Annotated in this window: 21 protein-coding genes and 2 riboswitches; of the genes, 13 read left to right on the forward strand and 8 right to left on the reverse strand. The window is 62.0% G+C overall.

Annotated features, from left to right (window positions below; genetic code table 11):
* Position 1: 1 nt before the first annotated feature.
* Entirely contained in the window at positions 2–1,066 is a 1,065-nt protein-coding gene (gene cobW / locus BT125_RS03425) for a cobalamin biosynthesis protein CobW (protein WP_072405177.1), read from the reverse strand.
* A 97-nt stretch (positions 1,067–1,163) separates the two neighbouring features.
* Positions 1,164–1,379: riboswitch (cobalamin riboswitch) on the reverse strand.
* A gap of 112 nt (positions 1,380–1,491) precedes the next feature.
* Positions 1,492–1,715, forward strand: a riboswitch (cobalamin riboswitch).
* Positions 1,716–1,815: 100 nt separating this feature from the next.
* Between cobW and BT125_RS03430 the strand changes: the two genes are divergently transcribed.
* From BT125_RS03430 to cobM, 4 genes are all read left to right on the forward strand, one after another.
* Positions 1,816–2,004: a CbtB domain-containing protein gene (locus BT125_RS03430; protein ID WP_072405178.1), complete on the forward strand. Its 189-nt coding sequence runs from the start codon at positions 1,816–1,818 to the stop codon at positions 2,002–2,004.
* Between the two features lie 11 nt (positions 2,005–2,015).
* Positions 2,016–2,711 carry a CbtA family protein gene (locus tag BT125_RS03435; RefSeq protein WP_072405179.1) on the forward strand — a complete coding sequence of 232 codons (696 nt, stop codon included), beginning with the start codon at positions 2,016–2,018 and terminating at the stop codon, positions 2,709–2,711.
* Positions 2,708–3,112 (forward strand): cobalamin biosynthesis protein, encoded by a 405-nt coding sequence (locus BT125_RS03440; protein WP_072405180.1) that lies wholly within the window; start codon positions 2,708–2,710, stop codon positions 3,110–3,112. The genes BT125_RS03435 and BT125_RS03440 overlap by 4 nt, the downstream gene beginning before the upstream one ends.
* A gap of 77 nt (positions 3,113–3,189) precedes the next feature.
* Complete coding sequence (gene cobM, locus BT125_RS03445) at positions 3,190–3,936, forward strand: precorrin-4 C(11)-methyltransferase (protein ID WP_072405181.1); 747 nt, start codon at positions 3,190–3,192, stop codon at positions 3,934–3,936.
* 181 nt (positions 3,937–4,117) lie between these two features.
* Here the strand turns inward: cobM and nfuA are convergent, their stop codons facing one another.
* Positions 4,118–4,702: a Fe-S biogenesis protein NfuA gene (gene nfuA / locus BT125_RS03450; RefSeq protein ID WP_003182850.1), complete on the reverse strand. Its 585-nt coding sequence runs from the start codon at positions 4,700–4,702 to the stop codon at positions 4,118–4,120.
* A 115-nt stretch (positions 4,703–4,817) separates the two neighbouring features.
* On the reverse strand, positions 4,818–7,109 hold the full coding sequence (locus BT125_RS03455) for a fatty acid cis/trans isomerase (RefSeq protein WP_072405182.1): 2,292 nt from the start codon (positions 7,107–7,109) through the stop codon (positions 4,818–4,820).
* Positions 7,110–7,263: 154 nt separating this feature from the next.
* Between BT125_RS03455 and metH the strand changes: the two genes are divergently transcribed.
* The 4 genes from metH (at position 7,264) to BT125_RS03475 (ending at position 13,935) form a co-directional block, all read left to right on the forward strand.
* Positions 7,264–10,974: a methionine synthase gene (gene metH / locus BT125_RS03460; RefSeq protein ID WP_072405183.1), complete on the forward strand. Its 3,711-nt coding sequence runs from the start codon at positions 7,264–7,266 to the stop codon at positions 10,972–10,974.
* Positions 10,975–11,100: 126 nt separating this feature from the next.
* A complete protein-coding gene (locus BT125_RS03465) occupies positions 11,101–11,319 on the forward strand; it encodes a DUF2970 domain-containing protein (protein WP_024781254.1) in 219 nt (72 codons plus the stop codon).
* Positions 11,320–11,798: 479 nt separating this feature from the next.
* The gene (locus tag BT125_RS03470; protein ID WP_060738120.1) at positions 11,799–13,457 is read left to right on the forward strand and encodes a nitrite/sulfite reductase; all 1,659 of its coding nucleotides are present in this window, start codon (positions 11,799–11,801) and stop codon (positions 13,455–13,457) included.
* A complete protein-coding gene (locus BT125_RS03475) occupies positions 13,441–13,935 on the forward strand; it encodes a DUF934 domain-containing protein (RefSeq protein ID WP_058543993.1) in 495 nt (164 codons plus the stop codon). The genes BT125_RS03470 and BT125_RS03475 overlap by 17 nt, the downstream gene beginning before the upstream one ends.
* A gap of 205 nt (positions 13,936–14,140) precedes the next feature.
* On the opposite strand, the gene sohB is transcribed toward BT125_RS03475, so the two are convergent.
* Positions 14,141–15,172, reverse strand: coding sequence for a protease SohB (gene sohB, locus BT125_RS03480; RefSeq protein ID WP_072405184.1), 1,032 nt, complete (start codon positions 15,170–15,172; stop codon positions 14,141–14,143).
* 226 nt (positions 15,173–15,398) lie between these two features.
* Here sohB and BT125_RS03485 point away from each other — a divergent pair, with 226 nt between their 5' ends.
* The 4 genes from BT125_RS03485 to BT125_RS03500 all read left to right on the forward strand — a co-directional run bounded on the left by BT125_RS03485 (position 15,399) and on the right by BT125_RS03500 (position 19,340).
* On the forward strand, positions 15,399–16,109 hold the full coding sequence (locus BT125_RS03485) for a histidine phosphatase family protein (protein ID WP_072405185.1): 711 nt from the start codon (positions 15,399–15,401) through the stop codon (positions 16,107–16,109).
* Positions 16,110–16,160: 51 nt separating this feature from the next.
* A complete protein-coding gene (locus BT125_RS03490) occupies positions 16,161–16,478 on the forward strand; it encodes an SCP2 sterol-binding domain-containing protein (RefSeq protein WP_072405186.1) in 318 nt (105 codons plus the stop codon).
* 215 nt (positions 16,479–16,693) lie between these two features.
* Positions 16,694–18,412, forward strand: a complete 1,719-nt coding sequence (locus BT125_RS03495) for a hydrogenase maturation protein (RefSeq protein ID WP_072405187.1) — start codon at positions 16,694–16,696, stop codon at positions 18,410–18,412.
* A 64-nt stretch (positions 18,413–18,476) separates the two neighbouring features.
* Entirely contained in the window at positions 18,477–19,340 is an 864-nt protein-coding gene (locus BT125_RS03500) for a LysR family transcriptional regulator (RefSeq protein ID WP_072405188.1), read from the forward strand.
* A 216-nt stretch (positions 19,341–19,556) separates the two neighbouring features.
* Here the strand turns inward: BT125_RS03500 and BT125_RS03505 are convergent, their stop codons facing one another.
* Positions 19,557–19,799, reverse strand: coding sequence for an HP1242/YdcH family protein (locus BT125_RS03505; protein WP_072405189.1), 243 nt, complete (start codon positions 19,797–19,799; stop codon positions 19,557–19,559).
* A gap of 217 nt (positions 19,800–20,016) precedes the next feature.
* On the opposite strand from BT125_RS03505, the gene BT125_RS03510 reads away from it, so the two are divergent.
* Positions 20,017–20,538: a DUF4142 domain-containing protein gene (locus tag BT125_RS03510; RefSeq protein WP_072405190.1), complete on the forward strand. Its 522-nt coding sequence runs from the start codon at positions 20,017–20,019 to the stop codon at positions 20,536–20,538.
* A gap of 97 nt (positions 20,539–20,635) precedes the next feature.
* Here BT125_RS03510 and BT125_RS03515 read toward each other — a convergent pair whose 3' ends face one another.
* The 3 genes from BT125_RS03515 to BT125_RS28530 all read right to left on the reverse strand — a co-directional run bounded on the left by BT125_RS03515 (position 20,636) and on the right by BT125_RS28530 (position 22,553).
* On the reverse strand, positions 20,636–21,421 hold the full coding sequence (locus tag BT125_RS03515; protein WP_072405191.1) for a pyrroline-5-carboxylate reductase family protein: 786 nt from the start codon (positions 21,419–21,421) through the stop codon (positions 20,636–20,638).
* On the reverse strand, positions 21,411–22,115 hold the full coding sequence (locus tag BT125_RS03520; protein ID WP_072405192.1) for a TetR/AcrR family transcriptional regulator: 705 nt from the start codon (positions 22,113–22,115) through the stop codon (positions 21,411–21,413). Before BT125_RS03520 ends, BT125_RS03515 begins: the two co-directional genes overlap by 11 nt.
* Before the next feature lie 249 nt (positions 22,116–22,364).
* Positions 22,365–22,553 carry a hypothetical protein gene (locus tag BT125_RS28530; protein WP_139271671.1) on the reverse strand — a complete coding sequence of 63 codons (189 nt, stop codon included), beginning with the start codon at positions 22,551–22,553 and terminating at the stop codon, positions 22,365–22,367.
* Positions 22,554–22,605: the final 52 nt, after the last annotated feature.

The following is a 22,605-nucleotide window of genomic DNA, read 5'->3' on the forward strand; positions in this document are numbered from 1 at the left end:
CTTAGGCGCTGAGGGCGGCGCGCAACTGCGCTTCAAGCAGCGACGCATCGAGCGCCTGGCCGATCAGCACCAGGCGGGTCACCCGCGCTTCATCGGCACCCCACTGACGGTCGAAATGTTTGTCGAAACGCGTACCAACGCCTTGGATCAGCAGGCGCATCGGCTTGTTCGGGATCGCCGCGAAACCCTTGACCCGCAGTACACCGTGCTGGACCACCAGTTGCGTCAGCGCGTCCAGCAACAGGCTTTCGTCGGCCTGGGGCAGCTCGATGGAGATGGAGTCGAAGGCGTCATGATCATGGTCGTCATCGTCGCCGTCATGGTGGTGATCGTGATGGCTGTGGCGGCCGTCGATGTGTTCTTCGGAACCGGCGCCCAGGCCGATGAGTACTTCCAGTGGCAGGCGACCGCTGCTGGCTTCGATGACCTTGACCGCCGGTGGCAGCTCTTCGGCGACTTCCAGGCGAACCTGGGCCAGGTCTTCAGGGCTGATCAGGTCAGCCTTGTTGAGGATCACCAGGTCAGCGCTCGCCAGTTGGTCGGCGAACAGCTCATGCAGCGGCGATTCGTGATCCAGGTTCGGATCGAGTTTGCGCTGGGCATCGACCTGATCCGGGAAGGCGGCGAAAGTGCCGGCGGCCACGGCCGGGCTGTCGACCACGGTGATCACCGCATCGACCGTGCAGGCGCTGCGGATTTCCGGCCATTGGAAAGCCTGGACCAGCGGCTTGGGCAAGGCCAGGCCGGAGGTTTCGATGAGGATATGGTCAAGGTCGCCACGCCGGGCCACCAGCTCGCGCATCACCGGGAAGAACTCTTCCTGCACCGTGCAGCACAGGCAGCCGTTGGCCAGTTCGTAGACGCGGCCGTTGGCCTCTTCTTCGGTGCAACCGATGGAACACTGCTTGAGGATCTCGCCGTCGATACCCAGCTCGCCAAACTCGTTGACGATCACGGCAATGCGCCGGCCTTGGGCGTTGTCAAGCATGTGCCGCAGCAAGGTGGTTTTACCCGAACCGAGGAAGCCGGTGACGATGGTGACGGGGAGTTTGGCCAGTGTTTTCATCGGATGCCCTTTGGCAAGGTGGCGGGCAAACCGGACGACAACCGCGGGCACAGGTGTGCACGGAAGATTTCGCCACCGGATCACCCCGCCCGGTTGTAGTGAGAATCTGTCTCGAGGCAGGTCTCCTGGCTGACGGCGGGCCAGTCTTGCGACTGGCATTTGCTGCGCCTTCCCGTGCGCCTTTGGTAAAAGGGCATGCACAGTGGCCTTGCAGAAACCTCACCGTTCACAGTTGCGGGGGCAGCCGCGGCTTGGACCGCGTTCCCTTCTTAGCTTCGGCGCAGGCCGAAGAACCTCGAAGGCGCAAGGCTACGCAGGGTGTGGGGGCGGGTCAATCTCCGCAAGGAAGTTCTGCGGTGTCCTTGCTCGCGATGGGCTGCGCAGCAGCCCCCTGTGCATTGACGACTCCGCCCCACCCATGCTCTCCTGTGCGCCTAGTTACGGGTGCCCTTCACAGGGTGAAACGGGAAACCGGTGAATCGTGTGCTTTACTCCAAAGCCACGTCAGTCCGGTGCTGCCCCCGCAACGGTAAGCGAGCGAAGCGTCTGAACCACTGTGTCCCCGGGCATGGGAAGGTGACGCTTGCAGGCAAGGCCCAGCCCCTGCCCCTCGCGAGCCCGGAGACCGGCCCATGACTCAAGCATCAACAAACCCGCGGTGGGCGGGCGCTGTTCGAACCTTGGCGGTCTCTCGCCCGGGGTCTCATTGCGCTCGCATCCCCCATGGAACAAAAACAGAGGGAAGCGCCATGTCGACCATCAGCAGTACCGCCCGCACCGCCAGCAGCACCACCACCCTGAGCCAACGCCTGAGCGTCGCGATCTTCGCTTCGATCCTGGGTGCCGGCCTGGTCTATTTCGCCGGTTTCTCCCACATCGAAGCGGTCCACAACGCCGCCCACGATACCCGTCACAGCGCCGCATTCCCGTGCCATTGAGACCTGACGACATGATCAAGCGTATCGCCCAGACCGCCGGTTTCAGCGGATTGCTGGCCGCCCTGCTGCTGACTCTCCTGCAAAGTTTCTGGGTATCGCCGCTGATCCTGCAGGCCGAAACCTACGAGAAGGCTCCGGCGGCCGAAGTTCATGAACACGCCAACGGCGTTGCCCACACCCATGATGCCGAGGCCTGGGAACCGGAAGACGGCTGGCAGCGCGTGCTGTCCACCACCGGTGGCAACCTGGTGGTCGCGGTGGGTTTCGCCCTGATGCTGGCGGGCCTGTACACCTTGCGCGCACCGACTCGCACCTCCCAGGGTCTGCTCTGGGGCCTGGCCGGTTATGCCACTTTCGTCCTGGCACCGACCCTCGGCCTGCCTCCGGAATTGCCCGGCACCGCAGCGGCCGACCTGGCCCAGCGGCAGATGTGGTGGATCGGCACCGCCGCGTCGACGGCGGTGGGCATTGCCCTGATCGCCTTCGGTCGGCATTGGCTGCTCAAGCTACTGGGCGTGGCGACGTTGCTGGTGCCCCACGTCATCGGTGCGCCGCAGCCCGAAGTCCATTCGATGCTGGCACCCGAAGCCCTGGAAAGCCAGTTCAAGATCGCCTCGCAGGTGACCAACATCGCCTTCTGGCTGGCCCTGGGCCTGATCAGCGCCTGGCTGTTTCGCCGTGACGGTCAAGCCCACCACGACGCATGAACACTGGGGCGATGCTGGTGGTCGGCCTCGGTTGCCAGCGCGGTTGCCCGGCCAACACGCTGCGGGCCCTGCTCGAACAGACGTTGTCGGCCCACGGCATCGCACTTCACCAGGTACGGGCCCTGGCCAGTATCGACCTCAAGCGTGACGAGCCCGGGCTGCTGGCATTGGCCGGGCAACTGGCCCTGCCGCTGACCTGCTTCAGTGCCGAACAGTTGGCCGGTTACGAGCGGCGGCTCAGTCATCGTTCCGAGATCGCCTTCGAGCGAACCGGTTGCTACGGCATCGCCGAAAGCGCCGCCCTGGCCTTGGCCGACCAATTGGGCACGACGCCCGCAACGCTGCTGATTCCCCGCCAGAGAGGCCCCATGAGCACGCTGGCATTGGCGGTCGTGGCGTAAACCCCGATAATCGCCGTCCAGGATCATGAGCGATCTTCATCTGGGCGACGCTCACCCACCTTCCACAGGAGCCGGTCATGACCGTGTACTTCATCGGCGCCGGCCCCGGCGACCCGGACCTCATCACGGTCAAAGGCCAGCGTCTGATCCGCCAGTGCGCGGTGATCATCTACGCCGGCTCGCTGGTGCCGACCGCCGTCCTCGAAGGCCATTGTGCCGAACAGGTGATCAACAGCGCCGAGCTGCATCTGGAACAGATCATCGAATTGATCAACAGCGCCCATCTCAAGGGCCAGGACGTGGCCCGGGTGCACTCCGGCGACCCGAGCCTGTACGGCGCCATCGGCGAACAGATTCGTTGCCTGCGGGAACTGGACATCCCTTTCGAAATCATCCCGGGCGTGACCGCGATCTCAGCCTGCGCCGCCCTGCTGGGTGCCGAACTGACCTTGCCGGACATCTCCCAGAGCCTGATCCTCACCCGTTACGCCGATAAATCGCCGATGCCCGCTGGGGAAGAACTGGGCAACCTGGCACAGCACGGGGCGACCATGGCTATTCACCTGGGGGTCAATCACCTGGAAAAAATCGTCGACGAACTGCGGCCCCACTATGGCGCGGATTGCCCGATTGCGGTGATCCACCGGGCGACGTGGCCCGATCAGGATTGGGTGCTGGGGACGCTGGCAGATATTGCCGAGAAGGTGCAGACCAAGGGTTTCCGCCGAACGGCGCTGATCCTGGTGGGGCGTGTGCTGGGCAATGACGTGTTCAGCGAATCGTCGCTGTACCGCGCCGGACATGCGCATCTCTATCGGCCCTGACACAATCGGCAGAGCCAATCCGGGAACCCATGTGGGAGCGAGCTTGCTCCCACTGGACCGCGAAGCGGTCCCCAGGCAACTCATGCGCCCATCACGAAGAGCGCATCGGTTGCCTTGCGATTGCTTCGCAATCGAGCGGGAGCAAGCTCCCTCGCCACACACTCTCCGCAGCGAACACCTATCAGTAGTAGGCGTTTTCTTTCTGCGTATGGTCGGTCACGTCGCGCACGCCCTTGAGCTCCGGAATGCGCTCGAGCAAGGTGCGCTCGATGCCTTCCTTCAAGGTCACGTCAGCCTGGCCGCAGCCCTGGCAGCCGCCGCCGAACTGGAGCACGGCGATGCCGTCTTCCACCACGTCGATCAGCGAAACCTGGCCGCCGTGGCTGGCCAGCCCCGGGTTGATCTCGGTTTGCAGGTAGTAGTTGATGCGCTCGTTGACCGGGCTGTCGGCGTTGACCATCGGCACCTTGGCGTTCGGTGCCTTGATGGTCAGCTGGCCGCCCATGCGGTCGGTGGCGTAGTCGACGACCGCATCATCCAGGAAGGCTTCGCTGAACGAGTCGATGTACGCGGTGAAGCTCTTGAGCCCCAACGCGGTGTCTTCGGGTTTTTCTTCTCCCGGCTTGCAGTAGGCAATGCACGTCTCTGCGTACTGGGTGCCAGGCTGGGTGATGAAGATGCGGATTCCGATACCTGGGGTGTTCTGCTTGGACAGCAGGTCGGCCAGGTAATCGTGGGCGGCATCGGTGATGGTAATGGCGGTCATGGAAACTCCTCGCAGGCTTGACGGCAGTTTACGCCAATCATCGCGCCGGACAAAGTCCTAGTATTTTTGTCAGGAAAGCGTCCGACGGCACGGGATTTGCCGCCGGACAGGCCGATCAGAGGTTCTGGTAGCGATTCATGTCCAGCACACCGCTTTCCACGGGCTCCGTTTCCTGGATGTACTGGCTCAGGTCATGGAAGTAATACCAGAACTGCGGGTGACTGCGGCGAATCCCCCAGCGCTCGACAATCCGCTCGAACGCCGGCCCATCCTGGGCACGTTCCATGGCCTCTACGAATGCCGGCACTTGCCCGGCCGGAATGTTGAACATGAAGTTCGGATAGCTGCTGAGCACGCCCGGGTAGACCGTCAGCGTGTCCAGCCCCGGCTGGTAGCGCCGCTCCTCACCCAACAGGAACGCGACGTTGCTGTGGGCCCGGTTGCGCAGCAGGCTGTAGATCTCTCGGTGACCGCTGGCGGTTTCGATGCGCAACAGGGTCGCTTCCGGCAGTTGATCGATCACCTTGAGCCCCGCCGCTGGGCGCGACACCAGCCGACTGAGGGCCTGCTCGGCGTTTTGCAGCGTCAGGTCGATGTTCGGGCGCGAGCAATAGGCGCCGTCGCAGCGGTTGATCGGATCGGGGTGCGCGTTCAGATCGCCATAACGGGCCAGCAGTTGCTGGGCGAAATCCCCCTTGGGGTCGCGTTCGTCAAGCTTGAGGGCGGTCGGCTTGTCATCGTCGATGGCCTCATAATCGAGCCACATCTTGAATTTGCCACCGGCCTGGTACCAGTCGTCGAGGTAGCCTTCCCGGGAGTCGGCCGGCATCAAGCGCAGGAAGTTCTGCTCCGCACCGTTGCGGATCAAATCGAAATACAACCGGGTCTGGGCCTGGTGGGAGACGTTGCCGAACACGTCGAAATTCACCGCCAACTGATAATAGGTGCGCTCCAGCAACGGGAAGTCGAACAGCCACATCGTCTGCGGCACCTCCCCGATCAGCCCCTTGGTGACCGAAGCGCTGTCGAAATGCCGGAAAATGCTCAGCAGCGCGTTGTCGTTGCCGGCCCACAGCGTCGACCAGCTTGGTGCCGGCAACTCGGCATAGTTGTCGCGGCGCAAGGCCTCGTACTCGTTGCGCTTGTCACGGTAATCGAGCCACAGGCTGACGACGCTGCCCACGTCGTCGTTCTGCCCCGGCATCGCCAGCAGCGGTGTGGCCTGGCCGCGGTAGTTCGGGTCGGTGATGTACAGGTCGTGTTCGGGGGCCTGGAACAGCGCCCAGAAATTGTCGCGGATCACGTCCGTGGCGATCTGGCCCCGACACACCGGCCCGCGAATGAACGTACGCACGAAGTACTCGGCGTTATCGAGCATGAATTGGTAGCGGGACTGGGCCGGAATCGCTTCGAAGGTGGAAAACGGGTTGGCCCGGCGCTCCGGACCGTAGCCCGGTAACGCGGTGACCTGCCACTTGCCGCTGTAGAACAGGCTCTTGATCCGCGCCATCTTCGCCGCGCTCAAGCCGTAGGTGATGTGGGTCTTGTGTACGATCACCCCTTGCACCGGCCAGAGCCGATAATAGACGCGGGTGCCGGGATCGTCGTTCGGGCGGCGGGTGTTGATCAGGTCGATGGGCTGCCCGGTGGGCGTACGCGAACGCACCCATTGGAAGAAATGCCCCGGCTCGCCGTCCTTGAAATAGATATGCGCCAGGAACCAGTGTTCGAACAACCAGCGCCCCACCAGGCTTTCCCGGGCGCCGGGGGCGTTGAGCAGGTTTTCCCACTGCACCACTTGCAAGGCTTCGGCGGCGCTCGGGGCCAAGGCCTGCTGGTCGATGGGGGCGCCGGCGGCCAGCCAGCGCTGCAGGGTCTGGTATTGCTGGTCGGTCAGGCCGGTGACCGCCAGCGGCATGCCTTCGCGGGGATGCGCAGCGGCGTATTCGTCGAACTGCCCCGGCACCGGGCAGGTGTTGTCACGGTTGAGCCCAAGCACGATGTCTCCCGGCAATTTGGCGTTAGGCTGCAATGGCGTACGGTGCCCCAGTTCCAGCATCCGCGCCATCAACGCGGCCTGGCTGCCTTGGGCGTCGAGCACCGAATAGAAACCTTTGCGCTGCCAGGCGCGCTGGCCGGAGGCATCGTAGAACAAGCGCGTCGGCTCGGCCGCCTGGCGCCGCTCGCCGTCATACACCGAGAGCTTGCTCGCGCCCCGGGCCACGCCTTCGCCACTGCCCAGGTTCAACTGGCAAGCGGAGTCGTAGCAGGCATGACAGGCCACGCATTTTTCCGTGAAGATCGGCTGGATATCGCGGGTGTAGGACAGCGCTGGGGCGGGATCCCTGGCCACTGCATTGAAAGACAACAGCAGCAACAGACTGCCGAAGAAGACGCGGTACGGCATGTCGCGGGTCCTGAAGGAGAATCCGGCGATTCTACCGGGCCAGCATCGCCTTGCAAACATGAGCGGTATTCATGCAAAAGCCCCTCATGATCAAATCCTGCGCAGGTTTGCTATCATCCCGGCCTTCGTAATGGTCTTTTTTCCAGGTAGTCCTATGTCCGATCGCAGCGCTCGCCTTTATCTTCTCCAGCAAGCCCTCAAGGAACGCATCCTGATCCTCGACGGCGGCATGGGCACGATGATCCAGAGCTACAAGCTCGAGGAACAGGACTACCGCGGCAAGCGCTTTGCCGACTGGCCGAGCGACGTCAAGGGCAACAACGACCTGCTGGTGCTCAGCCGTCCCGACGTGATCGGCGCCATCGAAAAAGCCTACCTCGATGCCGGCGCCGACATCCTGGAAACCAACACCTTCAACGCCACCCAGGTGTCCCAGGCCGACTACGGCATGCAGGCCCTGGCCTACGAGTTGAACCTGGAAGGGGCGCGCCTGGCCCGCCAGGTGGCCGACGCCAAGACCCTGGAAACCCCGGACAAGCCGCGTTTCGTCGCCGGTGTGCTCGGCCCGACCAGCCGCACCTGCTCGCTGTCGCCGGACGTGAACAACCCCGGCTACCGCAACGTGACCTTCGACGAACTGGTGGAGAACTACACCGAAGCCACCAAGGGCCTGATCGAAGGCGGCGCCGACCTGATCCTGATCGAGACCATCTTCGACACGCTGAACGCCAAGGCGGCGATCTTCGCCGTGCAAGGGGTCTACGAAGAGCTGGGTGTCGAGTTGCCGATCATGATTTCCGGCACCATCACCGACGCCTCCGGCCGTACTCTCTCCGGCCAGACCACCGAAGCCTTCTGGAACTCCGTGGCCCACGCAAAGCCGATCTCCGTGGGCCTGAACTGCGCCCTCGGCGCCAGCGAACTGCGCCCGTACCTGGAAGAGCTGTCGAACAAGGCCGGCACCCACGTATCGGCCCACCCCAACGCCGGCCTGCCCAACGAGTTCGGCGAATACGACGAACTGCCGGCCGAGACGGCCAAGGTCATCGAAGAGTTTGCCCAGAGCGGCTTCCTGAATATTGTCGGCGGTTGCTGCGGCACCACTCCGGCGCACATCGAGGCCATCGCCAAGGCCGTGGCCGGCTATGCGCCGCGGCCGATTCCGGAGATCCCGAGGGCTTGCCGCCTGTCAGGCCTGGAACCGTTCACCATCGATCGCAGCTCATTGTTCGTCAACGTCGGCGAGCGAACCAACATCACCGGTTCCGCCAAGTTCGCCCGGTTGATCCGCGAGGACAACTACACCGAAGCGTTGGAAGTGGCCCTGCAGCAGGTCGAGGCCGGCGCCCAGGTGATCGACATCAACATGGACGAGGGCATGCTCGATTCGAAGAAGGCCATGGTGACCTTCCTCAATCTGATCGCCGGCGAACCGGACATTTCCCGCGTGCCGATCATGATCGACTCCTCCAAGTGGGAAGTGATCGAAGCCGGCCTCAAGTGCATCCAGGGCAAGGGCATCGTCAACTCCATCAGCATGAAGGAAGGCGTCGAGCAGTTCATCCATCACGCCAAGCTGTGCAAGCGCTACGGTGCCGCCGTGGTGGTGATGGCCTTCGACGAAGCCGGCCAGGCCGACACCGAGGCGCGCAAGAAGGAAATCTGCAAGCGCTCCTACGACATCCTGGTCAATGAAGTCGGCTTCCCGCCGGAAGACATCATCTTCGACCCGAACATCTTCGCCGTCGCCACCGGTATCGAAGAGCACAACAACTATGCCGTGGACTTCATCAACGCCTGCGCCTACATCCGCGACGAATTGCCGTACGCGCTGACCTCCGGCGGCGTGTCCAACGTGTCGTTCTCGTTCCGTGGCAACAACCCGGTGCGCGAGGCGATCCACTCGGTGTTCCTGCTGTATGCGATCCGCGCGGGCCTGACCATGGGCATCGTCAACGCCGGCCAACTGGAGATCTACGACCAGATCCCGGCGGAACTGCGTGACGCCGTGGAAGACGTGATCCTCAACCGCACCCCCGAAGGCACCGACGCCCTGCTCGCCATCGCCGACAAGTACAAGGGCGACGGCAGCGTCAAGGAAGCGGAAACCGAGGAATGGCGCGGCTGGGAAGTGAACAAGCGCCTGGAGCATGCGCTGGTCAAGGGCATCACCACCCACATCGTCGAAGACACCGAAGAATCGCGACTGTCGTTCGCCCGACCCATCGAGGTCATTGAAGGCCCGCTGATGGCCGGCATGAACATCGTCGGCGACCTGTTTGGTGCCGGTAAAATGTTCCTGCCCCAGGTGGTCAAGTCCGCCCGTGTGATGAAGCAGGCCGTGGCCCACCTGATTCCGTTCATCGAGGCGGAAAAAGGCGACAAGCCGGAAGCCAAGGGCAAGATTCTGATGGCCACGGTCAAGGGCGACGTCCACGACATTGGCAAGAACATCGTCGGCGTGGTGCTCGGTTGCAACGGCTATGACATCGTCGACTTGGGCGTGATGGTTCCGGCGGAGAAGATCCTGCAGGTGGCCAAGGAGCAGAAATGCGACATCATCGGCCTGTCCGGCCTGATCACCCCGTCCCTGGATGAGATGGTGCATGTGGCGCGGGAGATGCAGCGCCAGGACTTCCATCTGCCGCTGATGATCGGTGGCGCCACCACCTCCAAGGCCCACACGGCGGTGAAGATCGAGCCCAAGTACAGCAACGACGCGGTGATCTACGTCACCGACGCCTCCCGCGCCGTGGGCGTGGCGACCCAGTTGCTGTCCAAGGAACTCAAGCCGGCGTTCGTCGAGAAAACCCGCCAGGACTACATCGAGGTACGCGAGCGCACGGCCAACCGCAGCGCCCGTACCGAGCGCCTGAGCTACCCGGCGGCCGTGGCCAAGAAGCCGCAGTTCGACTGGAGCAGCTACCAGCCGGTCAAGCCGACCTTCACCGGCGCCAAGGTCCTGGACAACATCGACTTGAACGTCCTGGCCGAATACATCGACTGGACGCCGTTCTTCATTTCCTGGGACCTGGCCGGCAAGTACCCACGCATCCTCACCGACGAAGTGGTCGGGGAAGCCGCCACCGCGCTGTATGCCGATGCCCGGGCCATGTTGCGCAAGCTGATCGACGAGAAACTCATCAGCGCCCGCGCCGTGTTCGGCTTCTGGCCGGCCAATCAGGTGCATGACGACGACCTGGAAGTCTACGGCGACGATGGCAAGCCACTGGCGCGCCTGCATCACTTGCGCCAGCAGATCATCAAGACCGACGGCAAGCCGAACTTCTCCCTGGCCGACTTCGTCGCGCCGAAGGACAGCGGCGTGACCGACTATGTCGGCGGTTTCATTACCACCGCTGGCATCGGCGCCGAAGAAGTCGCCAAGGCCTATCAGGAGGCCGGCGACGACTACAACTCGATCATGGTCAAGGCCCTGGCCGACCGCCTGGCCGAAGCCTGCGCCGAATGGCTGCACCAGCAAGTGCGCAAGAACTATTGGGGCTACGCCCAGGACGAGAGCCTGGACAACGATGCCCTGATCAAGGAGCAATACACCGGCATCCGCCCTGCCCCCGGTTACCCGGCCTGCCCGGACCACACCGAGAAAGCCACCCTGTTCCGCCTGCTCGACCCCGAGGCCAGCGAATTGAAGGCTGGACGCAGCGGCGTGTTCCTCACCGAACACTACGCCATGTTCCCGGCGGCGGCGGTCAGCGGCTGGTACTTCGCCCATCCCCAGGCGCAATACTTTGCCGTGGGCAAGATCGATAAGGACCAGGTCCAGAGCTACACCGCGCGCAAGGGCCAGGATTTGAGCGTGACTGAGCGTTGGCTGGCACCGAACCTGGGCTACGACAACTAAATAAGCGCCCTTAAAAGATCGCAGGCTTCGCCAGCGCCTACAGGATTTTGTGTTCCCGTAGGCGCTGACGAAGCCTGCGATCTTTTTTTGTCTATGCTTGTGCCAAACACATCGGATGAGGGATTTATGGACGATCCAGTCGACAACAAGCCGCCGACCCTGTTGCAGATGATGCACAGCGTGCTGGCCGCCGCCTTCGGCGTCCAGAGCGGCAAGAACCGCGCCCGGGATTTCACCCACGGCAAGCCGAGTCACTTCGTGATACTGGGGATCGCGTTCACGGTGATCTTCGCTTTGACGCTGTTTGGCATCGTCAAGCTGGTGGTGCACCTGGCGGGTTTGTAATCAATCTACGACGCACATCCCCCTGTGGGAGCGAGCAAGCCCGCTCCCACAGGGGGCAAATGCGTTGACGTAGATTATTGGTGACTGACCCAGAACACCGCGGTGCCCACCACCAGGATAATCAGGAACAAAATGGCCCAGGCATCAACGGTACTGTCGCTTTTCCTTGCTTTGGTCGGATTGCTCATTGCATCGCCTCTTGTCGGTTTTGTAGGTGATTGCATAGGGACTCGACCACAGTTAAGACGATGATTGCCCGCACGACAAATGTGGGTTAGGCAATAATCAATCTCATTAGTCGATTTGGTTCTTTACATATACTCAAACATCACTTTTGCGCATAACTCAAAACAGGTATCTTGCACCGGCTCCTCTAGGAGTGCGCGGCCGTGCGCGCAGAATTGCCGAGGCAGAACCCGATTCCAGCGAGCCAACATGCAGCTGTTTCTGATCGGCCCAAGCCTGAGACCGAGACTTATATGTACGTATATGACGAGTACGATCAGCGAATCATCGAGGACCGCGTCAAGCAGTTCCGTGATCAGACCCGACGCTATCTGGCAGGCGAGCTGAGCGAAGAAGAATTCCGCCCTCTGCGCTTGCAGAATGGCCTGTATATCCAGCGCTTCGCTCCGATGCTGCGCGTGGCTGTGCCTTATGGCCAGCTGACTTCGCGCCAGGTGCGCAAGCTGGCGCAAATTGCCCGTGACTATGACAAGGGCTATGCCCACATCAGTACCCGACAGAACGTCCAGTACAACTGGCCGGCCCTGGAAGATGTGCCCGAGATCCTGGCCGAGCTGGCCACCGTGCAGATGCACGCGATCCAGACCAGCGGCAACTGCCTGCGCAACGTCACCACCGACCAGTTCGCCGGTGTCGCGGCCGACGAGTTGATCGATCCGCGGCCATGGTGCGAAATCGTTCGCCAGTGGACGACGTTCCACCCGGAATTCGCCTACCTGCCGCGCAAGTTCAAGATCGCCATCAACGGCTCGAGTTCGGACCGTGCGGCCATCGAAGTCCACGACATCGGCCTGGAGACGGTCTACAACGCAGCCGGCGAGCTGGGCTTCCGTGTGCTCGTGGGCGGCGGCCTGGGACGTACCCCGGTGGTCGGCGCGTTCATCAACGAGTTCCTGCCATGGCAGGACCTGCTGAGCTACCTCGACGCCATCCTGCGGGTGTACAACCGCTACGGTCGTCGTGACAACAAATACAAGGCGCGGATCAAGATCCTGGTCAAGGCCCTGACGCCTGAAGTGTTCGCCGAGAAGGTCGAAGCCGAGATGGCTCACCTGCGTGGCGGCCAGACGACCTTGACCGAAGCCGAAGTCCACCGTGTGGCCAAGCATTTCGTCGATCCAGACTACAAGGCCCTGAGCAATCAGGACGCCGAGCTGGCAGCCCTCGACAAGGAACATCCAGGCTTCGCCCGCTGGCGCACCCGCAACACCCTGGCCCACAAGAAGCCGGGTTACGTCGCGGTGACCCTGTCCCTGAAACCCACCGGCGTCGCACCGGGCGACATCACCGACAAGCAACTGGACGCCGTGGCCGACCTGGCCGAGCGCTACAGCTTCGGCCAGTTGCGCACCTCCCACGAGCAGAACATCATCCTGGCGGACGTTGAACAGAGCCAGTTGTTCACCTTGTGGGGCGAGCTGCGCGAACAAGGTTTCGCCACCCCGAACATCGGCCTGCTGACCGACATGATCTGCTGCCCGGGCGGCGACTTCTGCTCCCTGGCCAACGCCAAGTCGATCCCTATCGCCGAATCGATCCAGCGTCGTTTCGATGACCTGGACTATCTGTTCGACATCGGCGAGCTGGACCTGAACATTTCCGGCTGCATGAACGCCTGTGGTCACCACCACGTCGGCCACATCGGCATCCTGGGCGTGGACAAGAAAGGCGAAGAGTTCTACCAGGTCTCCCTGGGCGGCAGCGGCAGCCGCGACGCCAGCCTGGGCAAGATCCTCGGCCCGTCGTTTGCCCAGGATGACATGCCTGACGTGATCGAGAAGCTGATCGACGTGTACATCGAACAACGTACCGCGGACGAGCGCTTCATCGACACTTACCAACGTATTGGCATCGACCTCTTCAAGGAACGCGTCTATGCAGCGAATCATTAAGAACAACGAGGTCATCGACGAAACCTGGCACCTGTTGCCCAAGGACGCGACCCTCGATGGCATCTCCAACTGCGACGACCTGATCGTGCCACTGGCCCTGTGGCGCGATCATGCCCATGCCCTCAAGGCCCGCGACGGCGGCCTGGGTGTGTGGCTGGACGCCGACGAGGAAGCGGAAGAAATCGGCGAAGACGCCAACCAGTTGCAGGTCATCGCCCTGAACTTCCCGGCCTTCACCGACGGGCGCAGCTACTCCAACGCCCGCCTGCTGCGTGATCGTTATGGCTTCAAGGGTGAGTTGCGGGCCATTGGCGACGTGCTGCGCGACCAGTTGTTCTACATGCGCCGCTGCGGTTTCGACGCCTTTGCCTTGCGCGCCGACAAAGACCCCTACGAAGCCCTCGAAAGCCTCAAGGACTTTTCGGTGACCTACCAGGCTGCCACTGACGAGCCGCTGCCACTGTTCCGTCGTCGCTGAAACAGCCCCATGGAAAAGCCCTGATCCGGGTGTGCCGGCTCAGGGCTTTTTCATTTGATGGTCTTACCACCGTGGCGGTCCAGCCCCCTGTGGGAGCGGGCTTGCTCGCGAAGGCAGCTTCACAGCCAGCATCATCTATTCAGACAGACCGCATTCGCGAGCAAGCCCGCTCCCACAGGGGCAGTGCGAGGGCGGGCTAAGCGGATTACCAAAACCGCTGCTGGGTCAGGCGGCTCCACCAACTGAGCAGCACGCGATCCACCGAACCGCTGGCCGCCATGCCAATGCGTTCCTGCAGGCTTTTGCGTTCGGCGTAGTGCAGGTGGTACAGCTCGGCCCCCTTGGCCCGTTCGGCCAGGTACTCGTCACTGGTTTTCAGCTCGTCCACCAGATGCTTGCCCAGCGCCGCGACACCCAGCCAGACTTCACCCGTCGCCACTTCATCGATGGCCAGCTGCGGGCGATAGTTGGACACGAAGTTCTTGAACAGTTCATGGGTGATGTCCAGGTCTTCCTGGAATTTCTCCCGGCCCTTCTCGGTATTTTCGCCGAACACCGTCAACGTGCGTTTGTACTCACCGGCCGTCAACACTTCGAAATCGATGTCATGTTTCTTCAGCAGACGGTTGACGTTGGGCAATTGCGCGACGACGCCAATGGAGCCCAGGATCGCGAAGGGGGCGCTGATGATCTTCTCGCCGATGCACGCCATCATGTAGCCGCCGCTGGCCGCCACCTTGTCGATGCAGACGGTCAGCGGCACGCCGGCCTGACGGATCCGCGCCAGTTGCGACGAGGCCAGGCCATAGCTGTGGACCATGCCACCGCCACTTTCCAGGCGCAGAACCACTTCATCCTTCGGCGTCGCCAGGGTCAGCAGCGCGGTGATTTCATGACGCAGGCTCTCGGTGGCCGAGGCCTTGATGTCACCGTCGAAGTCCAGCACAAACACCCGGGGCTTGGCCGCCGGCTTGTCCTTGTTTTTCTTCCCGGCCTTTTCTGCCTTGCCTTCGGCCTTGCGCAAGGCCTTGAGCTGATCCTTGTCCAGCAACGTCTGCTCCAGGCGCTCGCGCAACCCCTTGTAGAAATCGTTGAGTTTGCTCACCTGCAACTGGCCGGCCGACTTGCGCCGCCCCTTGCTGCGCAGCGCAGCAAAACTGGCCAGCACCACCAGGATGGCGATCACCAGCGTCACGGTCTTGGCCAGGAAACCGGCGTATTCGATGAAAAACTCCACAGCAACTCCTTAAATGCGATGCGCCATTGAACGCAGGCGCGTGACAGTCCCAGCATACCCATGCGCCTGCGTCGCGACCAGCCAAGAAACCTATGGTTACCTTGACGCGAGCCAGGCAGGACAAGGCTGCAACGGGCATTTCAAACAAGCGTATGTTTTTTCATTGACAGCTCACCGCCATCCCCATAACCTCGCCAAACCTTCAACGTACCGGGATGACGCGGACGTGGGCAGTATCTATCTGATTCGACATGGCCAGGCCTCCTTTGGTGCGGACGACTACGATGTCCTTTCGCCCAATGGCGTACGCCAGGCGCAAGTGCTCGGCGGCCACCTCGCCGAGCTCGGTGTCGTATTCGACCGCTGCCTCTCGGGCGACCTGCGGCGCCAACAGGATACCGCCGTCGGTGCGCTGGGCCAGATGTCCGCCGCCGGCATGCCGGTCCCCGAATTGGAAATCGATCCGGCGTTCAACGAGTTCGATGCCGACGCGGTCATTCGCGCCCTGTTGCCGGACATGCTTCCCCAGGAACCCGAGGCGTTGCATATCCTGCGCAACGCCGCGCAGAACCGCGCCGAATTCCAGCGTATCTTCGTGCTGATCGTCGAGCGCTGGCTGAGCGGCCAGTATGACCCGCCCGGTCTCGAAAGCTGGCTGGGTTTCGTCGAGCGGGTCCAGGCGGGTCTGCAACGCATCCTGGAGCAAGCCGACAACACCCACAAGATCGCCGTGTTCACCTCCGGCGGCACCATCACCGCCCTGCTCCACCTGATCACCCGGATACCGGCCCGACAGGCCTTCGAACTGAACTGGCAAATCGTCAACACCTCGCTCAACCATCTGAAGTTCAGGGGCCGCGAGGTGGCCCTGGCTTCCTTCAACAACCATGCCCACCTGCAGCTGTTGAAGGCCCCGGACCTCATCACTTTTCGCTGAGTCCGGATTACTGTAGACCCTTGCTGTACCACCCAAATAAGGATCGAAACCATGACCTCCGTAGCCGACGCCGTACAAGCCATGAAAGCCAAGTTCAACCCAGCCGCCGCTGCCGGCCTGGACCTGGTATTCGGTTTCAACATCACCGATGAAGACAAGCAATACGCCCTGATCGTCAAGGACGGCACCTGCGAACTGCAGGAAGGTGAGAATCCCGACGCCAACTGCACGCTGATCATGGACAGCGAAACCCTCAAGGGCATCGTCAGCGGCGATACCGATGGCATGCAGGCGTTCATGGGCGGCAAGCTGCGCGTTGAAGGCGACATGATGCTGTCGATGAAGCTGTCCGAGCTGTTCCCGGCCTGAGATTGAGCTCACCCCCGTCGCGAGCCTCTCGATTGCCAACGAATCCCGCCCCCATGGCGGGATTCGTGTTTTTGCCCCTCCTTGATTTCCCACTGCACACAACCTTGACCCCTGTCAGTTCCTGCTCGTCCTTCAACCGCTAACGTAGCGCTTCCATCAAGGCCAGGGACGGCTCATCGGGAGCGGTGCCTGCTCATCTCAAGGAAGAGAGACTTATGCCCCCACTGAAAATCGTTCTGCTGTCCAGCGCATTCAACGGCTTGACCCAACGCGCCTGGCTGGATCTGCGGGAGGCCGGTTATCGCCCCAGCGTGGTGCTGTTCACCCATGCGGCCTCAGTCTGCCGGCAAATCGAAGAAAGCGGCGCCGACCTGGTGATCTGTCCGTTTCTCAAGGACCGCGTACCCGAGCAGTTGTGGCGCAACCCACGGCGCCCGGTGGTGATCATTCATCCCGGGATTGTCGGCGATCGCGGTGCCAGCGCCCTGGACTGGGCGATCACCCGGCAACTCGAACGCTGGGGCGTCACCGCATTGCAGGCAGTGGAAGAAATGGATGCCGGTCCCGTGTGGGCCACGTGCGAATTCGACCTGCCCACGGGCCTGCGCAAATCGGAGCTGTATAACGGCCCGGTCAGCGACGCGGCCATTCGTTGCATCCGCGAGGTCGTGGAAAAATACCGGAGCGGTTTCGTCCCGGTGCCACTGGACTATGGCCGCCATGACGTGATCGGGCGCCTGCAACCGAACATGACCCAGGATGATCGCAGCTTCAGTTGGCATGACAGCAGCGGTTTCATCAAGCGTTGCATCGACGCCGCGGACGGTCAGCCCGGTGTGCTCGCAAGCCTGGCTGGCGAACAGTTTTACCTGTACGACGCCCATCCGGACGTCCGCCACGGCCGGCCCGGCGAGCTGTTGGCCGTGCGTGACGATGCGGTGCTGGTGGCGACGGGGGATGCCAGCCTGTGGATCGGCGCACTGCGCCGCAAACCACAACCCGGCGAACAGACCTTCAAGCGCCCGGCGCGCCATGTCCTGTCGAACCGCCTCGAAGGTATCCCGGTGCTCGACAGTTCCCTGGCCCGGCAGCCGTTCAGCGACGAGCCCTATCAACCCATTCGTTACCGGGAATGTGGTCATGTCGGGGAGCTGACGTTCGAGTTCTATAACGGGGCGATGAGCACTGAGCAATGCCAGCGCCTGGTGGCGGCATTGCGCTGGGCCAAGTCCCGGGACACCCAGGTGCTGTTGATCCGTGGTGGGCGCGGCAGTTTTTCCAACGGCGTGCACCTGAACGTGATCCAGGCCGCCGCCGAACCGGGCCTGGAAGCCTGGGCCAACATACAAGCCATCGACGACGTCTGCCTGGAGTTGTTCAGCGCCCGGCAACTGGTGGTCAGCGGCCTGACGGGGAACGCCGGGGCCGGCGGTGTGATGCTGGCCCTGGCCGCCGATATCGTGCTGGCGCGCCGTGACATCGTGCTCAACCCCCATTACGCGACCATGGGCCTGTATGGCTCTGAATACTGGACCTATAGCCTGCCCCGCGCGGTTGGTCCGGACATGGCCTGGAAACTCACCCAGGACTGCCTGCCCATCAGCGCCTTGCAGGCGTTGCGCTACGGCATGATCCAGGAGATCGGCCCGCGTTGCCCCGACGAGTTCGGCCTGTGGCTGCTGCAGCGAGCCAACCGTGCACTGCTCGATCCGGCCTATGAAAGCATCCGGGTGCGCAAGGCCGAACGGAGCCTGTCGGCGATCCAGGCGTGTCGCGATGATGAACTCGCACAGATGCGCCGCGACATGGTCGACGATCGCCACGGCTTCGCCGACAAGTGCCGTCGTTTCGTCCTCAAGCACAAGGCCTGCGGTACCCCCGAACGCCTGGTTGCACCCTGGGCGCGGACAAGACAGGCCCAAGCCGTCCAGTAACTCCCGGTATCGGGGAAGGCTTGGCAGCTCTTACAATGCCCACTTCCCCCGCATCGGCCTGAACATGGACATCGACCTCGCCCGCACTTTCCTGGAAATTGTCCGCCACGGCAGCCTCGCCGCAGCCGCCGAAAAGCTGCACGTGACCCAGACGGCGATCACTGCCCGGGTCCAGAAGCTCGAAAGCCAGCTCGGCTGCGCGCTGTTCGTGCGCAACCGTGCCGGCGCGCGCTTGACCGCCGACGGCGAGGCCTTTGTGATCTACGCCAACCAGTTGGTGCAAACCTGGGAAGCGGCCCGCCGGGACCTGCCGTTGCCCGAGGGCTATCGCAACGTCCTGCACCTGGGAGGCGAGGTCAGCCTGTGCAACCCCTTGATGCTCGCCTGGGCCGGAGCACTGCGCCAGAAGATCCCCGGTCACGCCCTGCGCATGGACATCCGCGACGGCGAGAAGCTGCTGCAACAGTTGGAACTGGGCCTGCTGGATGCGGCGGTGGTCTATCAACCCGAATACTGGCCACGCCTGCAGGTAGAACAACTGCTGGAAGAAAAACTCATCCTGGTGCGCCTGGCCGCCCGTCCCGAACCCTACGTGTATATAGACTGGAGCGCGGACTTCCGGCGCCAACACGACACCGCGCTGCCAGACAAGGCCAAGGCCGCCGTGACCTTCAACCTCGGTCCCCTGGCCCTGCAATACATCCTGGAAAACGGCGGCAGCGGCTACTTCCGCACGCGGGTGGTGCAGAGCTACCTGGACAGTGGAATCCTGGAACGGGTGCCCAAGGCACCGGAGTTCAATTACCCGACTTACCTGGTCTATTCCCGCGATCGGGATTCAGCGGCGTTGCAGCAGGCATTCGATGTGCTGCGAGAGATCGTCAAGGCTGGCAGCGACTGGTCACAGCGCTGGGATCCATTGACCTGACAACTGCTCAAGCAAGACTTGCCTGGCACGAGGACCTGACATGGCCAGGGATTGCTCCCGCTTTTCAGGCGCTGGCGAAGCAGGCGATCTTTCTCTTGCGACTCAATCGCCGGTGGAAAGATCGCAGCCTCGTTGCACTCGGCAGCTCCTGCCGTCGCAACCCGGCGGGAGCAATTCCTGGTTACAAAAGCCCTTCGCGATACGAAGAGTCGGGTTCTATGGCTCGCTCTGCATGTGATCCACGATCTCGTCCTTGATCAGCAATCGCTTCTTCTTGAGCGTCTCCAAGACGTCGGCGGGCAGAGCGGCGGAGGACGGCTTCTCGGCCTCGACCACCTCGGCATCCAGTTGGGAGTATTTTTGAAGTAACGAGTCGAGCCTTGGATTCTCGCTGCGTTTTTGCTGGATTTGATCTTTTGTGTAGTTGAGATCCTGGCACAAATCGTGAGACACCGGCATGGAACACCTCCTTTGATGGATCGGTGGCAGGCGTCCTTTCAACGCCCGTCGATTATCAGGATGGCCTCTTGAACGGGGTTCTGTCGACCGCCAATCCGACCAGCGGTGACCGTTCGTCGTACCGGATCGCTTGGCAATCAAACCTTTGCCTGGGCACAACCCTCCATTGATCAGAGACGACAAGAATCGCTCGTTCAACCTGTATGGAGACTTACTCATGGACAAATTTATCCTACGTCAACTCGGCCTGGCAGTTGCTCTGAGCACTAGCATGGGCATGGCCTGGGCCGCGACTTCCAACGACTTCGTCGACGACGCGGCGGTCGGTGGTATCGCGGAAATCGAAACCAGCAAACTGGCCTTGGAAAAAAGCCAATCGGCAGACATCAAGGCGTTCGCCAACAAGATGATCACCGACCACACCAAGGCCAACGAAGAGCTGAAGGCGCTGGCGAAAAAACATGACATCGAAGTGCCCGACGACACCACGTTGATGAAGAAAGCCAAGGCGAAGATTCTCGAGGTGCGCGATGAGTCCTTTGATGCGGCCTTCGCCAACAACCAGGTCAAGGCCCACGAAGAAACCATCGCCCTGTTCAAGAAAGAAGCCGAGACCGTTACCGACGACAAGAAAGCTGGCAACACCGAACTGAAGGCGTTCGCCCAGAAGATGCTGCCGGACCTGCAACATCACCTGGACGAAGCCAAGAAACTTCAGGCGGCCCATCCCAGCAAGTAACGGTAAACCCGCCCCTTGAGCCGCCATAGGGCTCGCTCAAGGAAAAACGGCGCTTCTCCCAAGAGTGGAGGCGCCGTTTTCGTACCCCGGCCTTTTATCAGGCCTCAAGCCCCTTGCGCGCAACCGCAGCACCTGCCTGCAGCGCCCTTCCCACCTGTTCTTCGAAATTCCCCCGGCTCATCACCTGCAAGGCGGCAGCCGTGACACCCCGGTAAGCCACCAAGGCGTCGATCATCTGCTGGGCGTCGTGACTCGCCAGCAACTGGCTGCTGTTGACCACGACACTTTTCGCGGCCAACTGTGCGATGTCGCCAGGTATGCCAGCCAGCATCGCCTGGTGGGCCAGCGCCGTCATCAACAAGGCCGGAAAGGCCGGGCCAGTGCCCGAGAGCGCGGAGAGGTAATCAATGAAAGCTTCTTTTTCGACCTCAGCCGCAGTGCCCACACATTCGAACAGCTGCTGCACGAGGCTTTTCATCGTCGGCGCTATCGCGCCAAAACCGTACCAAGGCGTAAAGGACTGCCCGATTTCCACCGCTGCGTTGGGCATCGCCCGCACGACCACTGAAGCCGAGGTCTGCGCAGCAATCGCCTGCGCCGTGATCCCGGCCATCAGGGAGATCACCGTTTTACCCGTCGCATTGATGCCCAGGCTGGCGAAATGCTCGGGACGAACCGCAATGATCACCACGTCGCTACGATCCACCAGGTCCTGGTTGTCCGTGACCAGGCAAGCACCTTGTCGAGCCAGCGGGTGGTTGCCCGAGCGATTGGAAATGATCAGGTTGCCCACCGGCACCAGCCCCTTCGCCAGGACGGCCTTGGCAATCGCGCCGCCCAACCAGCCGGTGCCGCCAATGATGCCAAGGGTCTCACTGATCATCGCCGTGACCTTCGAACGTGTCGGTCAGGGGCACAAAGACCCCGGGCTCTTTTTCGGCATAACCGAACTTCCCGTAGAAACGATCCAGCTCCCGCTGCTTGGGGACTTTGCCGGTAAAGATGCTCACGTAATGCGGGATGCGCTGGAAGCGCACGGTGATCAACTCTGTCGTGTTCATGGTGATGTAGCCGATCTGCGTCAGATAGATCGTTCGGGCCCGTGCATCGGCCCCTTGGTTGTCGTAGCCAAAGCGCTTGAACATGTTCGCCAGGGCGTTCATGCGCTGCTCGTCCACCACAGCCACCTCTTGGGCCACCTCAGCAGACTGAAGCGCCCAGCTGCGCACGGCGAACTCGAATTGCGAGTCGAACAATTGCGGGTTGAGCCAGCACTCGAACACATTCAGGATCGCCTCGGAAATGCTTTCGGCATAGCTTTCACTTTGCCGTATCAGCCCCCCCGTGTTGGTCTCCCGCCAACGCGACAGCAAAGCAGCCAGCAGTTGCTCACGATCCTCGAAAAACCAGTAGAAGCTGGTGCGCGACAAACCCAGGCGCTTGGCCAGTGGCATGACCCGGACCGCATCGATACCCGACTCTTTCAGGGCCACGTAGGCCGCCTCCAGCCAGCCCTCCGGCGAGCCCCGCCAGCCTGCGTCCTGAGCCTTACTACGGGCCTTCCCTACCTGCGGCATCGTGCGCCTCCTTCTTCAAATACGTGATAGAAATGTACTCTGACGACCTTTAAATGTACACACGAGTACATTTTGTTGACTTGACCGTCATGAGCACTTAAAGTCCAGCGTCATGGAGATCCAACCACCGCTCCCATCAAACAAGCCGGGCCCAGGCATGAAACAACATGTCCGTGAGGCGCGCCGGGTTGTATCTCCAAAAAGGCAAGGACTCTAAAACAACAACAACGAGCCGCCATTATGATTTTTTTACTGAACGCCGCTGAAAAAACCTTCGCCATCCGGCCAAAGAATGCTGGAACGCCTGCCGTCGTCATCCCCTTCATCTGTCACCCACTGCCCAAATTCAGATAACTGCCAACGCGAGTTCAGCGCGCAGGCGCCTTGTGCTGCCCGAACGCTTGGCCCACAGATATCAACCATTTGAAGCGAGGTCATCGATGCTCCAGCCAGGACAGAACCTAGCCACCGCCAGGTAATGCATCGCCCA

It is taken from the genome of Pseudomonas sp. NFACC04-2 (assembly GCF_900119265.1).
Classification (GTDB): domain Bacteria; phylum Pseudomonadota; class Gammaproteobacteria; order Pseudomonadales; family Pseudomonadaceae; genus Aquipseudomonas; species Aquipseudomonas fluorescens_AA.

Excerpts from the sequence above, each read along its gene's own strand:
- cobW (WP_072405177.1), bottom strand. The coding sequence starts at position 1,066 with ATGAAAACACTGGCCAAACTCCCCGTCACCATCGTCACCGGCTTCCTC.
- BT125_RS03430 (WP_072405178.1), top strand. The coding sequence starts at position 1,816 with ATGTCGACCATCAGCAGTACCGCCCGCACCGCCAGCAGCACCACCACC.
- BT125_RS03435 (WP_072405179.1), top strand. The coding sequence starts at position 2,016 with ATGATCAAGCGTATCGCCCAGACCGCCGGTTTCAGCGGATTGCTGGCC.
- BT125_RS03440 (WP_072405180.1), top strand. The coding sequence starts at position 2,708 with ATGAACACTGGGGCGATGCTGGTGGTCGGCCTCGGTTGCCAGCGCGGT.
- cobM (WP_072405181.1), top strand. The coding sequence starts at position 3,190 with ATGACCGTGTACTTCATCGGCGCCGGCCCCGGCGACCCGGACCTCATC.
- nfuA (WP_003182850.1), bottom strand. The coding sequence starts at position 4,702 with ATGACCGCCATTACCATCACCGATGCCGCCCACGATTACCTGGCCGAC.
- BT125_RS03455 (WP_072405182.1), bottom strand. The coding sequence starts at position 7,109 with ATGCCGTACCGCGTCTTCTTCGGCAGTCTGTTGCTGCTGTTGTCTTTC.
- metH (WP_072405183.1), top strand. The coding sequence starts at position 7,264 with ATGTCCGATCGCAGCGCTCGCCTTTATCTTCTCCAGCAAGCCCTCAAG.
- BT125_RS03465 (WP_024781254.1), top strand. The coding sequence starts at position 11,101 with ATGGACGATCCAGTCGACAACAAGCCGCCGACCCTGTTGCAGATGATG.
- BT125_RS03470 (WP_060738120.1), top strand. The coding sequence starts at position 11,799 with ATGTACGTATATGACGAGTACGATCAGCGAATCATCGAGGACCGCGTC.
- BT125_RS03475 (WP_058543993.1), top strand. The coding sequence starts at position 13,441 with ATGCAGCGAATCATTAAGAACAACGAGGTCATCGACGAAACCTGGCAC.
- BT125_RS03490 (WP_072405186.1), top strand. The coding sequence starts at position 16,161 with ATGACCTCCGTAGCCGACGCCGTACAAGCCATGAAAGCCAAGTTCAAC.
- BT125_RS03495 (WP_072405187.1), top strand. The coding sequence starts at position 16,694 with ATGCCCCCACTGAAAATCGTTCTGCTGTCCAGCGCATTCAACGGCTTG.
- BT125_RS03500 (WP_072405188.1), top strand. The coding sequence starts at position 18,477 with ATGGACATCGACCTCGCCCGCACTTTCCTGGAAATTGTCCGCCACGGC.
- BT125_RS03505 (WP_072405189.1), bottom strand. The coding sequence starts at position 19,799 with ATGCCGGTGTCTCACGATTTGTGCCAGGATCTCAACTACACAAAAGAT.
- BT125_RS03510 (WP_072405190.1), top strand. The coding sequence starts at position 20,017 with ATGGACAAATTTATCCTACGTCAACTCGGCCTGGCAGTTGCTCTGAGC.
- BT125_RS03515 (WP_072405191.1), bottom strand. The coding sequence starts at position 21,421 with ATGATCAGTGAGACCCTTGGCATCATTGGCGGCACCGGCTGGTTGGGC.
- BT125_RS03520 (WP_072405192.1), bottom strand. The coding sequence starts at position 22,115 with ATGCCGCAGGTAGGGAAGGCCCGTAGTAAGGCTCAGGACGCAGGCTGG.
- BT125_RS28530 (WP_139271671.1), bottom strand. The coding sequence starts at position 22,553 with ATGACCTCGCTTCAAATGGTTGATATCTGTGGGCCAAGCGTTCGGGCA.